Annotated in this window: 17 protein-coding genes; 2 read left to right on the top strand and 15 right to left on the bottom strand. The window is 59.0% G+C overall.

The annotated features are described in order from the left end of the window. Positions 1-102: 102 nt before the first annotated feature. Complete coding sequence (locus tag AB7M29_RS21430; protein ID WP_128593176.1) at positions 103-357, bottom strand: helix-turn-helix domain-containing protein; 255 nt, start codon at positions 355-357, stop codon at positions 103-105. A 168-nt stretch (positions 358-525) separates the two neighbouring features. Here AB7M29_RS21430 and AB7M29_RS21425 point away from each other — a divergent pair, with 168 nt between their 5' ends. Next, entirely contained in the window at positions 526-783 is a 258-nt protein-coding gene (locus AB7M29_RS21425; RefSeq protein ID WP_454247880.1) for a LasR-specific antiactivator QslA, read from the top strand. 40 nt (positions 784-823) lie between these two features. Here the strand turns inward: AB7M29_RS21425 and AB7M29_RS21420 are convergent, their stop codons facing one another. Genes AB7M29_RS21420 through AB7M29_RS21380 form a run of 9 tightly spaced genes read right to left on the bottom strand, consistent with a single transcriptional unit; the run spans position 824 to position 8,288 of the window. Then, on the bottom strand, positions 824-3,577 hold the full coding sequence (locus AB7M29_RS21420; protein ID WP_454247879.1) for a conjugative transfer ATPase: 2,754 nt from the start codon (positions 3,575-3,577) through the stop codon (positions 824-826). Continuing rightward, positions 3,577-3,993, bottom strand: coding sequence for a TIGR03751 family conjugal transfer lipoprotein (locus AB7M29_RS21415; RefSeq protein ID WP_454247878.1), 417 nt, complete (start codon positions 3,991-3,993; stop codon positions 3,577-3,579). Before AB7M29_RS21415 ends, AB7M29_RS21420 begins: the two co-directional genes overlap by 1 nt. Beyond that, complete coding sequence (locus AB7M29_RS21410; RefSeq protein WP_454247877.1) at positions 3,956-5,470, bottom strand: TIGR03752 family integrating conjugative element protein; 1,515 nt, start codon at positions 5,468-5,470, stop codon at positions 3,956-3,958. Before AB7M29_RS21410 ends, AB7M29_RS21415 begins: the two co-directional genes overlap by 38 nt. After that, entirely contained in the window at positions 5,460-6,275 is an 816-nt protein-coding gene (locus AB7M29_RS21405) for a TIGR03749 family integrating conjugative element protein (RefSeq protein WP_454247876.1), read from the bottom strand. The genes AB7M29_RS21410 and AB7M29_RS21405 overlap by 11 nt, the downstream gene beginning before the upstream one ends. Then, positions 6,272-6,913 (bottom strand): PFL_4703 family integrating conjugative element protein, encoded by a 642-nt coding sequence (locus AB7M29_RS21400; RefSeq protein WP_079443345.1) that lies wholly within the window; start codon positions 6,911-6,913, stop codon positions 6,272-6,274. Before AB7M29_RS21400 ends, AB7M29_RS21405 begins: the two co-directional genes overlap by 4 nt. Further along, positions 6,910-7,323 carry a TIGR03750 family conjugal transfer protein gene (locus AB7M29_RS21395; protein WP_454247875.1) on the bottom strand — a complete coding sequence of 138 codons (414 nt, stop codon included), beginning with the start codon at positions 7,321-7,323 and terminating at the stop codon, positions 6,910-6,912. The genes AB7M29_RS21400 and AB7M29_RS21395 overlap by 4 nt, the downstream gene beginning before the upstream one ends. Before the next feature lie 7 nt (positions 7,324-7,330). Continuing rightward, on the bottom strand, positions 7,331-7,702 hold the full coding sequence (locus AB7M29_RS21390) for a TIGR03745 family integrating conjugative element membrane protein (RefSeq protein WP_454247874.1): 372 nt from the start codon (positions 7,700-7,702) through the stop codon (positions 7,331-7,333). 17 nt (positions 7,703-7,719) lie between these two features. Further along, the gene (locus AB7M29_RS21385; RefSeq protein WP_454247873.1) at positions 7,720-7,959 is read right to left on the bottom strand and encodes a TIGR03758 family integrating conjugative element protein; all 240 of its coding nucleotides are present in this window, start codon (positions 7,957-7,959) and stop codon (positions 7,720-7,722) included. After that, positions 7,956-8,288, bottom strand: coding sequence for an integrative conjugative element protein, RAQPRD family (locus tag AB7M29_RS21380; RefSeq protein WP_454247872.1), 333 nt, complete (start codon positions 8,286-8,288; stop codon positions 7,956-7,958). The genes AB7M29_RS21385 and AB7M29_RS21380 overlap by 4 nt, the downstream gene beginning before the upstream one ends. Positions 8,289-8,592: 304 nt before the next feature. Between AB7M29_RS21380 and AB7M29_RS21375 the strand changes: the two genes are divergently transcribed. Then, entirely contained in the window at positions 8,593-8,964 is a 372-nt protein-coding gene (locus AB7M29_RS21375; RefSeq protein WP_253424766.1) for a histone-like nucleoid-structuring protein, MvaT/MvaU family, read from the top strand. Between the two features lie 269 nt (positions 8,965-9,233). Here the strand turns inward: AB7M29_RS21375 and AB7M29_RS21370 are convergent, their stop codons facing one another. From AB7M29_RS21370 to AB7M29_RS21350, 5 genes are all read right to left on the bottom strand, one after another. After that, positions 9,234-9,965: a TIGR03747 family integrating conjugative element membrane protein gene (locus tag AB7M29_RS21370; RefSeq protein ID WP_454247871.1), complete on the bottom strand. Its 732-nt coding sequence runs from the start codon at positions 9,963-9,965 to the stop codon at positions 9,234-9,236. Positions 9,966-10,055: 90 nt separating this feature from the next. After that, positions 10,056-12,161 carry a type IV conjugative transfer system coupling protein TraD gene (gene traD, locus AB7M29_RS21365; protein WP_454247870.1) on the bottom strand — a complete coding sequence of 702 codons (2,106 nt, stop codon included), beginning with the start codon at positions 12,159-12,161 and terminating at the stop codon, positions 10,056-10,058. A 9-nt stretch (positions 12,162-12,170) separates the two neighbouring features. Beyond that, positions 12,171-12,686, bottom strand: a complete 516-nt coding sequence (locus AB7M29_RS21360; protein ID WP_454247869.1) for an integrating conjugative element protein — start codon at positions 12,684-12,686, stop codon at positions 12,171-12,173. Beyond that, entirely contained in the window at positions 12,683-13,231 is a 549-nt protein-coding gene (locus tag AB7M29_RS21355) for a lytic transglycosylase (protein ID WP_454247868.1), read from the bottom strand. The genes AB7M29_RS21360 and AB7M29_RS21355 overlap by 4 nt, the downstream gene beginning before the upstream one ends. Continuing rightward, positions 13,213-13,932, bottom strand: a complete 720-nt coding sequence (locus AB7M29_RS21350) for a TIGR03759 family integrating conjugative element protein (protein ID WP_454247867.1) — start codon at positions 13,930-13,932, stop codon at positions 13,213-13,215. The genes AB7M29_RS21355 and AB7M29_RS21350 overlap by 19 nt, the downstream gene beginning before the upstream one ends.

The following is a 13,932-nucleotide window of genomic DNA, read 5'->3' as shown; positions in this document are numbered from 1 at the left end:
CCAGGCTCTTGGTGTATGGCCTGGGCAGGTTCGGTTAGGGACGGAAGACTGTCAGTGGAAATTATGAAGGCGGATCTATCGGGTTTGTGAGACGTGAGACTATTATTTGACGTGAAGGGCGCTGCGCAGGATATCGGGTTCCACAAGTAACTGATCTGCGGTAATTTCGAAAATATTGGCGAGCTTGCACAGGACCAACAGCGACGGATTGCCCGTGCATCGTTCGATTTGGCTGACGTAGGTGCGATCCACCTCGGCCATGAGCGCCAGTTGCTCTTGGGTAAGGTTTTTCACGCGTCGCATCCAGCGGATGTTTTCCGCCAGCTGCAGACGAAGCTGTTCGTAGTCTTGAGTCATGCGCGCAAATTGCGCCTTGAGGGACTCTCAATCCACGGGATATAGTCTACATTGGCATTGATCTAGGCCATTTGGTGTTCATGTCTGTTATCGAGCGTTCATTTGGTGTCGTTAGCTTTTCGAAGCTGGGCCCAGCGTCTAACAATAAATCAGAAATCTAGGGTGTGTATGGACGAAAACTACATTTCAATTCCTGCGGCGGATGGTTGCCCAAGTCTTCTGATACCTTGGGGCAACGAGTTTGCCTCGATGATCGAACGTGGCGTGCAATGTGCCCAGGCTTGGCTTGATACGCCCGGCGAGGTTCCCCTGTGGTGGGAGCTGGCGCAAACCCGCAAGACCTTTCCTGTCGGTGACTGCCAGGATGCCTTCGAAGCCGGATTCCTGTTGAGGATTCAGCAGCGGCTCCGGGGCGTACCGCAATAACCGGTCACTCGCTTTAGAGCGAGAGCCTCAATAGATTCCCCTATGCGGGTTCTATTCCTCGCGCTCTATCGATCCGTTCAGCTACCCTATACGCCGCTTCCAGTTCTGAGCAGCCGTTCTCCTGCATCAGCGTCCAACGCTCGGCTTTTTCCTCGGGCTCGGTCATGGCCAGGGCGAGGTAAAGGCTGGGTGGCACGGCTCGAAACAGTGTCTCGAGCTTCTTCGACAGCACGACACCCTCAGTGTACTTCCCCGGCTCCTTACTAGCGGAGAGCAACAAGGCTTTCTGTGCCGGCGTGAGTTTCTTGAACCGTGCGATTTCTTCGATTTCCGCGGGCGGCATGTTCAAACAAATCCACCATTCGATCATGTTGAGCATGGTCTGCGCAGCAGCGGGGAAGTCGGCAAGGTTTTGTGTCGCCAGCCAGAACCAAGCGCCGAGCTTGCGCCACATCTTCGTCCCCTTGACCACGAATGGCGCCAGCAGCGGGTTCTTGGTGATGATATGGCCCTCGTCGGTGACCATGATGATCGGCCGCCCCAAATACTGATCGCGCTCGGCAAGGTTGTTCACGGTGTTCATCAGGCTGATGTAACTGATGGACATCTGCGCCTCGTAGCCTTCGCGAGCGTAAGTGGCGAGGTCAACAATGGTCACATCACTCTCGGGCCAAGGCGTGCCCTCGCGATCGAACAGTTCGCCCTCGAAACCCTGGCAAAACAGGTCGATGGACTCGCCCATTTCCTGGGCGCGCTCGCGACGTTTTTCCGGCAAGTGCGGGTCGGCGGCAAAGCGCAGCAAGGCGTCGCGCACGTCGCGAGTCAGCACCTGACGGCCCGACGCGACACAGGTCTGCGCCGTATCGAGAATGCACTCGCGGATCAAGCTGCGATCGGCTCGGCTCAGGCGGGCTTCTTCCTTGGCCTCGCCGCCGGTGATCATCAGCCGGGCGGTGATTTCCAGTTCGCCGAGAATGTCGCGCTGGTCTTCGCGACTGGGTACCACCTCATCGTCCAGCTCATCGATCGACAGACTCGCGACCTGATCCGGTTGCTCGACCAGGCGCCAAGCATCGACAAAGGGGGCAAGACTGACCGAAGCGCCAGGTTTCAATTGGACCTTGTTGACCGACAGGCCCTGTGTCGCGAAGTAATCGCCCTGCAAGCCGAATGAGTTGCCGGCCTCGACGATAAACAGGCGAGGGCGGTATACGGCCATGACCTGCATCAGTAGGGTGACCAGGGTGGCCGACTTACCGGCGCCGGTGGGGCCGAACAATAGCAGATGGCCGTTCATGGCCCGGTCTAGACGTGACAACGGATCAAAACTCAACGGCGAGCCACCACGATTGAACAAGGTGATGCCCGGGTGGCCGGTACCGGTGTTGCGGCCCCACACCGGAACCAGATTCGCCAGGTGCTGGGCAAACATCAGGCGGGTGTACCAATTGCGTGTGTCGCGAGATGGGTTATAGGTCATTGGCAACCAACGCAGGTAGCTGTTGCAGGCGGCGACCTCATCGCCTTCACGTACCGGTTGCAGCCCCGCGCCCAACAGCGCGTTGGCCAGGCTGACCGAGCGCTGGTGCAATTGCTGTTCATCGCGACCGCGCAGGTAGAACGCCAGGGTGCCGCGGTACAGCTTGTGCTGGCGGCCGATGATCGCGCGGGCTTCTTCGACATCCTGACGGGTCTGGGTCGAGGCCAGGTTTTCACCGATGGCTTTGCGCGCCAGGCGATTCAACTGATCCTCGAGCACATCTTGGGGTTTGACCACCAAAGTTAGACTTATCACCGTCCCTTCGGGTAACTGGTCGAACAGGGCATTCACCGCGTCGCCCTTGCGGATTTCGCCAGTGAGTTGGCCAATCGACGGTGCGCGCCGCAGCTTGTCCACCACCATCACCCGATGGGGCTGACCATCGAAAAACCAGAGTCCGCGCTGCACATCCGAACGCGGTTCGTTGAAGAACAGCCGCTCGGCGAAGTCATGATCGAAGGGCAGTTCCAGCGACTCACCGTCGCCCGACTCTGGATAGGACACGCGGCGGTAGAACTCCTCGGGCGCTTCATCGGTGAGCCTGGGCGCAGGATTGAACCAGGGCAATAACCAGGCATACAGACCTGGGCCATCGACTCGTATCGATTGCACGCCGCACGCCTGCAACGAAGCCGCGATACGCTCGCAAGTCTGTTGCAGGGATTGCACCGGGGTGAGTCCCGTTTCCTCAGCGCCAGACTCCAGCCAGCGATAGACAACCAGGCGCACCCGCCGGTTGTTACCGCGCCACGGCAGGCGCGTGACTGCCTTGTCCTCGAACAGTCCTCCTGGCTTGGCGATGGCCTTCAGGTGTCGGCGAGTAAGTTCCAAGTACGTGTCGGTGAAAACCGTGCCTCGCGCGCGGTCCTGAATATAGCCCGTGAGCCGGGTCAGGTAGGGAGTGAAGTCGTTGTCGTCCTGGCAGAAAAACTGCGCCACCCAAGGCGCTTGATCCAGCTCGTCAAAGCTATCCTGCAGGGCATCCTCAAGGGCATCGCGGGCCGCCATCAACCAATCGGGTTCGCGCCCTTCGGTGCCGATAGGTAGCAACTCGAACACCGCACCCACCGAACGATTGTCATCGAGCAGAAAACACTGCTCGGTGTCGAGGTATTCGACCCAAGGCAGGTGATCGATGAAGCTGGGGTTGTGTGCGTACAGTGCGGCTTCATCAGCCAAGGTGGCGCGAGGACGCAATGGATTGCGCCAAGCTTTCCACGCAGGAGTACGGTTCTCCGAATCGCCGGTACGCACTACAAGTCTTCCTGACGTTCACCCGGCAATGCGTACTGCACACGCTGGTAAAACGGAAAAACGGTCGAGTAGCCCGGGACCGGTGCCTGCTCGGTACCGCTCAGGTGCGGATACACGTACAGCACCAGATCGGGATTGGGCAGGCGAGGGAACAGGTTACGGATCTCGTTCGTCGCTGTGCGTGTGTACGGTTCCTGGAGAGGGGCGGAGAAATCTGTCTGGGCCAGGGGACGGTGTAACTGTTGCCGAGCATCCAGCAGTTGCTGCTGAGTGCCTTGTGAGCCGGCGCTGTTCCAGATGTCCAGCATGGTTTGCTCGCCATGGGGCAGCAGCGTCTCCTTGTCGGTGGAACACCCCACCAGGACTAAGCAAAGCACGCTAATCCAGATCAGGCAGGGAGGCATGGTCTTTTTCATGGCGAACGCTCCGGCCCTTGGGCTCGTAGTCGATGGTGATCTCATGGTCGAGGTGCAGCGCGACCTGTGCGGCCGGTGGCACGTACACGGCAGCAAAAGCCTCGCCATACAGCTTGTTCACCCACTCGCGGATGTCGCTGACCCCACCACTGAGGATTGAATTCAGCGCGCTGTTACCCGTGCTACTAGTGACCCCGAGCGTACTGCCGCCCGAACTGATCACGCTGCTGTTGTTTTGCTCATTCCCGAGCAAGGCAGCGACACCCGCGCCGGCCGCAGTGATCAGGCTCTGGCTGCCGAGATACTGCTGGGCGTTCGAGCGGCGCTCGCCGGCAATGCAAGGAATGCCATACGGATCGGAAAGGTAACCGAGTCCACCACGAATCTTGTCGGTGTTCGAACTCTGGGTGGTGGAGGCATTGCGGCTGGCGACTGCCTTCGGCTGAGGCACCGTACGGATGGTGCCATCGGTAAACACAAAGGTGATTGACTCGACCTGTCCACGCACGCAGGACAGGGTCCAGTCACCGGACGCCGTACCGCTCATCACGGCACCCGCGACGTCCGGCAGGTCGATGCCGTTGGCCGTCAGATTCTCCGGACCGACCAGCACCTTGAAGGGATAGGGATCATTCACGGTGCCGTCCACTGGGACTCGGCCAATCAGCGCGGTCATGGCGACTGAGCCCATCAATGTTGCGTTTTCGGGAATGGTGTAGACCGGCTTCGTGCCTTCGGTACGATCAGCGGATCGTGTCGGGTCACGCTCGCTCTGGGTGACTGCACGCAGTTGTTTCTGGCTGCGATCAATAGCGTTATCTTTCAAGCCTTCCAGTGAGTTGAAGGCGGTAGGGAGACTCAATGCGGGGGAAGTCTTGGTTTTGCCTCGGGCGTCGGTGGACGGAGCATCCGAGGGTTCAATCCACTGCAGCGCATCATTGGTAGAGTGCTGCTCTTCAAACTGAGCACCGTCACCGGGCTCAAGCCCCAATCCGATCGGCATGTCCTTGCCTTTGCCGGTCAGTCCCGACAACTGGTCCTGCAATTGCGTCAGCAGACCGCGGGCCTGGCGACTGTCTTGTTCAGCCTTGAGTCTTGATTCGTTGGCTTGACGGCGGCCTTCGTCGACCTGCTGGGTTACGCTGCCAAGCGCCGTCTGGATACGCGAATCGACACTGTTTTCCCGCTCGCGTAGGCGGTTGTTTTCCGTCTGCAGTGAGTCATTGTGTTTCTTCAAACCGAGCATGTCGCTGCGCATGGCCTTCACCTGGCCGACAAGGGTGGCGACCGTATCCCGGGGAGTATCGCCAGCAATGCCGAGCGACTTGGCTTGCTCGACGGATAATTGAATGTTGCCCTGATTAACAGGGTGCTCTGGAGAGGGAGTACTACCCGCGACCCAGCTTTTCAGGATGATCAACACCACGGCCAACAACGCAGCCGGTACCAGCCATTTGAGCAAGGCGTTAGCTTTCATCGCTAGCACCTCGCGCAACGGGCGGAGGTAATAGCACCGCGTGTTCGAGGCCGGCACCGCGGGTGACGAGGTAGGCAATCGTGGTGTCTTCAGCACTGCCGACAGGTCCGAGGAAAGCATGCTGGAAGGCCGCGGCAAATAGCTTGGCCTGAAGCCGGCGCGGATCGAGTTGCACCGTCTCTAAGCCACGATTGCGCAACTTCACCGCCGTCACCCAATAATCACCGAGTCGCCAGGCGGCGATGGGTGTGCTGGATACGTTTTCGGTCGGCAGCAGGGTTGGCAGTTCGGTGCGCAGCTTGAGCGGTACGCGGCGTACGCCGGGCAGGGACTCCACGGTGCGCAGCGGAGCGTACAGGCTTTGCGCGGCATAGCGCGTCAAAGCGACCGGGATCGGCGTGCGTTCTGGAACAGGGGCGGTGTTAGATTCAGCCTCGGTAGCCTGCACCTGAGCGATCTTGAGAATACGCACGGGCTCCAACGGTTGTTCACCAGGCGTGGCCGCGATATCCAGCAGGATGATCTCGCCCGTCGCGACTGATTGCAGTTGCAGGCGGGTCGGTGCAATGGCTTCCGACGCTCGCAAGTACAACGTACCGCCGGTTGATTGCACGCGCAGCTTGCCCGTCAGGGTTGAGGGCACGCCGACTCGAACAGCCTCATCGACAAAGACCACCCGTTCCTGGTTGATCACCAGCGGGACCGCGAGGGGGAGGCGTTCCCAGTGCATCAGCTCGACGGCCTGCGCTGCAGCTCCCCATGTGGTCAGTGCGACGGCGAGTCCCAGGGTAGAAATCCGCTTCATGGCTCACCTCCAGGCAGGGAGATTTTTTGCGGTGTGCCCTGATAACAATCCAGCGCCAGCCCCCATTTGTTGCGCTCTGGATCCAGGTCAAAACGCACAACGCGCAATGGATAACGCACCACCACCCGTTTCACCGGTTCGGCGGCGTAATATTCATCGGCATTGAGGTCGAGCTTGACCAACCAGCTGTCGCGGTCGAGTTGCTTGACCCTGAGTTCCGGATCCTCACTGTAACCTCGACCCAGAATTTCGTAGACGCCACGCACCCGCTGGCGCAGTTCGCCGGCGGCCTTGCGGTACTCGTAGTCGCCGTCGAGGAAGGCCTTGCAGGCGGGTGTCAGGTAAGACTGCAAACCATAGATAGCGCGGCGATAATCCTGCTCGCCATCCGAGGGCCAACGGTTGAGCTGACCGAAGATGTACAGGGCAAAGGCATAGACATTCTCTGAGGGGATATCCCACCACTTGCGCGTGCTGCCCGAGCGCAGATCCGGGGGGACATGCACGGTCAGATCGGTCGGTGCCGAGCGCCAGCCGTACCAGAGTCCGGCACAGATCAGAGCCAGAATCACCACTGCCAGGCGCAGGCTGAAGATATGGGCCTGTTGGGCATCCACCTTGTTCCGAAATCGGCTCATGGCTGCCACCGGGACAGGGCAGGACGCAGCCGACGCGAACGGCGAACCGTCCAGGCGCCGGAGTGGAGGATCAGACTGCCGCGACCCAGGCGGCAACGGCTGGCCAGTACCCATTCGAGCTTGCGGTACAGCCAGGTCTCGGGGCGGGCTCGTTTGGCCCGCCGCAGTAGCGTGCCACCGGCCAATAGCACCACCGTCATGCCCGCGATCATGCCGGTCGGCGCCACTGCAATGGAGGCGGTGGTGATCGCCAGAGGGATGCCCAGCAGCAGACCAATGACTGCGCCAGCGCCGAGCGCTACCCACATCTCATCATTGGTCAATCCGCGCAACACGGCGGGATCACGGTTGAGTCGCTCCGGTAGAAAGACCAAGGTGCCGTCGGCAAGACGTTCGATAGTGTCGTTCATGCCAACCTCACAAAATCGCGGCGGCCTTGGTCAGAAACCAGATGATGATCACCACCAGCAGGGCGCCGATGCCAACCACCGCGCCGAGGTCTTTCCAGGTCTTGCGCTGGTTCTGCACGTCGGCATAAACGGTCAGGGAATGCCACGCCACACCCAAGAAAGCGAGCAGGGTGATCAGCAAACCGAGCAGGATGCCGCCGTCGTAGGCGTAGTTTTTGATCGTCTCGATCAACCCGGAACCTTCACCACGTGAAGGCGCTTCCATGGTCGGGAGTTCGGCAAAAGCCAGGCTTGGACCGAGTACCAACAGCAGACCGATCAGGCGCTGACTGGCACGATCACGCAGGTTGTTTTTCAGGGGGACAAGGCACTTGAGCATGACGGCGATCTCCTGGGTTAGGACAGGGTGAAGAACATCAGGACCAACAATGCGAGCAGCACGCGCGCGGCGCTGCCGCCAAACGCGCCGAAGCGCACACTGCCGGCCGCCCATCCCCGGTAAGCCGTCCACAACACCCAGGCGCACCAAAGCAATGCCAGAACGAGAACCAGGGATAGCCAGAGCGTCGAACTGCTCTGCGGGGAGAAACCGGAGGCGTTTTGGAATGCTGAGGTTTGGGCGTCAGTCATGCTCATGGCGAAGGCTCCGCGGGCGGAGTATCGAGGCGGTAATCGCCGACCAATTCAGTAGAATCGCGGGGTTGAGCGCGGGAAGGGGACAGGTAGCCCTGTACTCCGTGACGAATGCGCTGAATGTCCTGGGTCAGTCGTGGATAGTCGAAGCGATAGCGCTCGACTGATTCAGCCGTGCTGGCTGTCTTAGCTCGTGTCACAAGGCGTTCGATAGTGTCGAGTTGTTGCAAAATCAGACTGAACTGATCTTGTTCATGGGCAGACGCGGCATAGCTGCTGCCATCAACGATAGCCAGTGAGAGCAGTAAGCAGCGAGGTACGGTAGTTGGCATGATGCTGGCTCATATGGATCTGGGAGCAGAATCAAGTCAGGGGTCGAATTATTCAGTATTAAACGCGAGGTGGAATGTATCGCTTTTTTGGGGGAGAGCCGAATAGGTTTACTCACACATACATCAGCAATCGATTCGGCGAAAAAGACAGCTCAGACAGTTCTCCTAGCCCAATAATAATGTGTTGTTCAGGCGGCAATGAGTGGATTAGCTCATGCTTGAGGCAGCATGGTGACGAAGAGCTAATCATCGCTTAGCATTGGAATGTTCATTCCTCATTACTCTAACCTGAAGGAAGTTTCATATGTCTCGTTTGGCTGAATTTCGTAAGCTTGAGCAGCAGCTGGCCGAACAGCTCGCAGAGCTTGAGTCGATGAAAAGTGATTCCGGCCTGAAAAAAGAAATGGAGTTTGAGAGTAAATTGCGGGCGTTGCTTGGCGAGTACGGCTTCAGCTTGAAGAACATCATTAGCATCCTGGATCCAGAGGCTGGCCGTCGTACCTCGGCACCAATAGCAGCACCTGTAAAGGCAGCCCGTAAAGCTCGCGATGTAAAAATTTACAAAAATCCGAACTCTGGTGAGCTGATCGAAACCAAGGGAGGTAACCATCGGCAGTTGAAAGAATGGAAAATCGAGTTTGGCGCGGACGTTGTCGAGTCGTGGCGTACTCAGTAAAAACGGTTTGATTACTAGGGCTCTGCAAGGGCCCTTTTTTGTTGGCGCGGATGCTGAGTCCCGAAAGCGAATCTTGGTCCCACTTCTGGGCTAATCTTGAGGCATATCCCCAAACTGTGAAAGTTTGCCTTTCATTCACCGCTCCGCTCGAAGTGGGGAGTCGAAGTCGAATACGGGCAGGTCAACACTGCGCTGTGTCAGTTCTGCAGTCGCTGAATAACGATCCTGACACCAGGGGATATCTAAAGGGAAAATATAATTTTTCCGAGTCAGAGATATTTCTTAAATGTAGTTGCCGTGATTGCTACTGTGATGCCAAGCATTACAGCACAAGGCAAAAATACGACCATAGGATTGAGCGAAAAGGGCAGGGATAGGTAAATGATCCAGGGCACAAGCAATAGCGGTATCACTGCCCGTTTAGCGCGGTGATAAACAAAACTGCTTTCTCGCCCCGCGCCAAATTTGCGCAGGTCGCGACGCATCAAACCATCGATAAAACCGGTGAGAGAGGCCAGCAGAAACAATGGTGTGGCCAGGACCAGAATGGTCAGGCGCACCACGAAGGTAAAGGTCACATACACCGCCGCCAGCACAAAATCTTCAATGCTCACGTAAAACTGGTTGATCCACCCCCAGAAGCTGTTGCCCATGCTCGATACCCGAGCCTGCTGGGCAAAATCTGCAAAACCAGTTTTGACCAGTAACCAATGATTGAGGAGATCCATCCACTGGATAATCGTTGGCCCAGGCTGTTGGATGAGCAGTGAAGATTTGAAGTGCTCGCTGAGCCAGCCTAACTCACTGGTTAGCATGGCCTGACTATGCCGCCAGCCCTGATCACCCCAGAACAGCAGCAAACCAGCGAACTCGATCAGGATCGAGAACAGCAACGAGGCGATCAACAAGCCGATGACGCGCAGTACTAGGCTGATCGTCGAGATGATCAGTCCTGGACGCTGGATCGGTTGTGGTGGCGTGTTCTGGGCGGAAGTCGCCATCGTTCACTCCATAGCGCGCTGCAGAGTTGATGTGGGCACTACATCTTCTGGATCGTTTTCTGCTGAATTGAAACCTGTGGCAGGGGCGGGCTACCCCACCTGATCCAGATCGAAGTTTGTTGTTGGGCCACCACCACTGGCGCTCCACCATTGCCCCGCCTGCGCGTTGTAGGTGACCCGCATTCGCTGGGTGAGCTCCTGCAAGTCCTTGGGCATGGCATCGTCGTTGGAGGGTTTTGGTAAGGGCATGCGGACTTTCCAGAGCTGCCCACCGGCCTGGAAGGAGAACATTTGCCCTTTGGGCAAACTGACGATGTGTGCAGGCTCGATCAGCGGCACACTGGCGCTGCTGACACGGTCCTGTGAGGACGAGGTGAAGTCGGTGTTGGCCTCAGGATCGGAGGTGTCGGTGGCACCCGACACCAGGGTTTTGGTCAGCACGTTGACCTTGGGTAACTGTTGGGTAAGCAGCTCAGCGGTGGCGGTTTCGCGCACACGGAGCATTTGCAGGGTGTTGAAATTACCGATCACCTGGCCGGCCTTGGCGCGGTTACCGATGCGCGCTTCGATATCGCTGAGGGTCTGGGTGTAGGCTGTCACCTGGATGCCGGCACCACCGCCCTTGTTGATCAGCGGGATGAATTCATCGCCCATCAGCTCATTGAACTCGTCAGCGTGCAGGTTGATCGGCAGCTTGTCGGTGCTCCTGCTCGATGTAGGCAGACCATGGTCGATACCATGTTTGTAGATATGTCCCGCGACCGAGACCAGGTCGGCGAACATGGAGTTGCCCACGGCGGCAGCGACCTCGGCATCGGTCAGCGCATCCAGGCCGACGTAGACGATGCCGCGTTTTCGGATGATCTGCATCCAGTCGAAGATAGGCCGTGGGTCATCCAGATCGGTGTAGTTGGGAGCCAGTAACTGGGCGGTCTTGCCGGTGGTGAGTTTCTCCAGCAGCGGTAGTAGCGAGGCGACGATTTTGTCAAAGTAGGTGCGGTCATACCGCACTGCTGAACGCAGTCCGTCCATTACAGGATCAAACACCCGCTTTACCGCCAGGTACTGCTCGATGGCCACCACCCGCTTTTCGCGCCCGATCATATGCCGGGGAATGTTCTTCTCGGTGAGCTTGCTTTCAAGTTGGACGATCACTTCCCACGCCTTTGGGTCGGTCTTGGCGAAAAACTGCTGGGCGTACTCGATGAACAGGGCGTCGATGTTGACCACATGTCGCTGGATCTGCAGGTAGTCCGGGCGTCGGCCCAGCTCGATCAGGGCGCGGGCGATGATGTTGACGAAACGCCAGGCGAACTCACGAAAGGCTGCGGAGTTACCTTCGCCGCTGAGCTGCCCAGCGATGCGTGACGCCACTTCCGAGATACGCCCGAAGCGTCCCACCGCATTGTATCGAGCGGAGATCTCCGGCCAGCCTAGATGGAAAACATAAAACTCCTTATCTCGATCGGCGCGTTTGGCTTCGACATACATGCGCTTGAGCAGGTCGGCATCGCCCTTCGGATCGAAGACGATGACCACCTCATGTTCGATGCGATGAATGTCCTGGGTGATGTACACCTCGGCGAGTCGCGTCTTGCCGACACGGGTAGTGCCGAGCACCAGGGTGTGACCGACCCGTTCGCCCAGCGGTAGACTGACTTCTGTTTCGTCAGGCTCGACCCCATGCAACAGCGGCGAGCCACCTACTGGGGGCAAAGGGCGCAACGGATTGAAGGCACTGTCCCAGGCGGTGGCTCGGGCCAGTGTCGAGAACGGAAACGGTGCATGTTCCAGGCGCCGTTCGAGTCCACGTGCCAGGCGGTAACGGGGTGGTTGGTCGACATAGTGAGCGACCGCCGGATCCTGGGCCTCGACCAAGCGCTGGGTGTGCAGGCGGGTCCAGCGAAAGCCTCGGCCCATGAACAGACGCTTGCGGCTGACCGGAATCTGCCGGCTGGTCAGCTCGTAGCGGGGCAGGCGACGGATATTGCGCCGATAACGCAGCACCTCCCAAGCTTGTCGCAGCCGGATAAAGCCGAACAGGGCATAAGCCAGCGCTGCAACCAGACCGATCTCGGGTGACAGGGCAACAGCCCAGGGCGAGTACACGCACAACACTGCAGCAGCGATGCAGATCGCTACGGTGTACAGCTCCACCGCTGGCCGGAGCTTGGACTCCATCGCATGCTCGGCCATGACTTGGACTTACTGTTCCAGTGAGGTGGCAGTGATCAAGACGGGGTAGTGCTCAATCTGCAGGCGGGTGGCGATGTCGTTGCCGTTGACCGGCAGGATGGTGATGCCTGGAGCGGCTGCTCGAATCCGGGCCAGGGCTTCAGTATCGGCCACTTCGACGGCGAGGCCAGCCGCGCCCATTTCCTGCAGTTTAGCCGCGCGTTGACGCAACCAAGCCAGTGAGTGAGGATCCTCACCGACCAGGAAAAATGGCCGCAAGCCTGGCATGTTCAGGGCGCGAGACGTGATCTGGCCTGGGCTCAAGTGAGAGCTGCGAACGGGCAGTATCCAGGCTCCATCGGCAAACGTGGACAGGTCCGCTTGCATGGCCCGATCAGACTGGATCTTGTTGTTTAATGGGGGCCTGGAAACTTGAAAATGGAGTCGGGTGAAGTCGCCAGCCGGATCCCCAGCTACGGTCAGCTCCGGCTGGGCGAAAGGCGCCAAGAGCAGGGTGAAATAACAGGCGATGGGGATTCGTTTCATGGTGGTGTGCCCTGTTTGAAGGAAACCTGCAACCGTTCGAGTTGCCGGGAGAAGCCGGCACGGTAACGTGCGGCCAGCGCGCCTCCTGCAGGGCGGTGATAGCGTCCCGCAGCCAACACCCAATCACCGGTGGCGGCGTGATGTTCCTGCAACAGAGCGGCGGTCACGGCGAGGTTTCGGTAGGGGTCGAGGGCTTCGCAGGGGCTGGAAAAACGTTGTCCGTGATAACCCAGGTTGGTTTGCCCGAGTCCGGCATCGACCCGCTTGGCGTCATGCCGGGCGAGTGCTTGAAGCAAGGCTTGGCAGGCGGCCTGTCGAGTGGCGAAGCGGTAGGGTGTTCCGGCGATGTTCAGGGTCCAGGGCCAGGGCAGCAGTCCACCACGGACGTGGACACCACTTTCCTGCAGAGCAATCGCGAACAGTACCGTAGATGGGATGTCGGCGTCATACGCCGCCAATTGATAGGCAGGAGGCGGAAGTTCGTCAGCCTGGACGGTGAGCACCATCAGCACGAGCGCAAGACCACTCAGTCGAGGCGTTGCCATTGTCCATTCACCTGTTGAAATGTGGCGGGCAATGGTCCCGGGGCACCCAGGCTGAACCAGCGACCACGGTCATGGTTCAAGGTGATTTGCCGGCGTTGCACCTTGGCCGGATCGATGTTTGTTCGCCGAGCCCATCTACGGACGCGTTCATCCTCGCCTTGACTGCCCACCAGGTAGATATCGAACGCCGTGTCATTGCTTTGCAGACGTTGCGCTTCGGCGGTGCACGCTGGGCAGTGGTCCTCGACAAACAGGGCCTGGCGCGGCACGACCGATGAGCTGGCAGAGGGTGGGGATGCCATGCCCTGGATCGGCAAGAGCCCGGGAAACAGCTTGGCCCAGGCAGCGGTGTAAGCATTTTGGTAGGCCAACTCGCGCTCTGCGCGTTTGGCTTCCAGCGCTACCTGCAATTCCGCATAGCGCTGGCGCTCTTGGTCGGTCTCGGCCTCAACCCCGAGTGCGGTCAGTGGGTCGAGGTTCGGGCTCCAGAAACCGCGAGGGCCAGCTTGGATCTGTTCGAAACGCGTCCACTCCTGCTCCGTCAGCCCCCAGCTCGCAGCCTGTTCAGAGTGAGAGCGCCCCAGGGGAGTGGACTGCGTGTCCTGACGCCGTGACGGTGTCGTGACGGGGTTGCCCACCGCCGCACCCATGGCCAGTAGCGAAGCCAGACAGATGACGGCGGGCAGTAGCGCTCTGTTCAT

Source organism: Pseudomonas sp. F-14 TE3623 (assembly GCF_053629015.1).
Note: the sequence above shows the minus strand (reverse complement) of the source record. Positions and strands in the feature narration are given on the sequence as shown.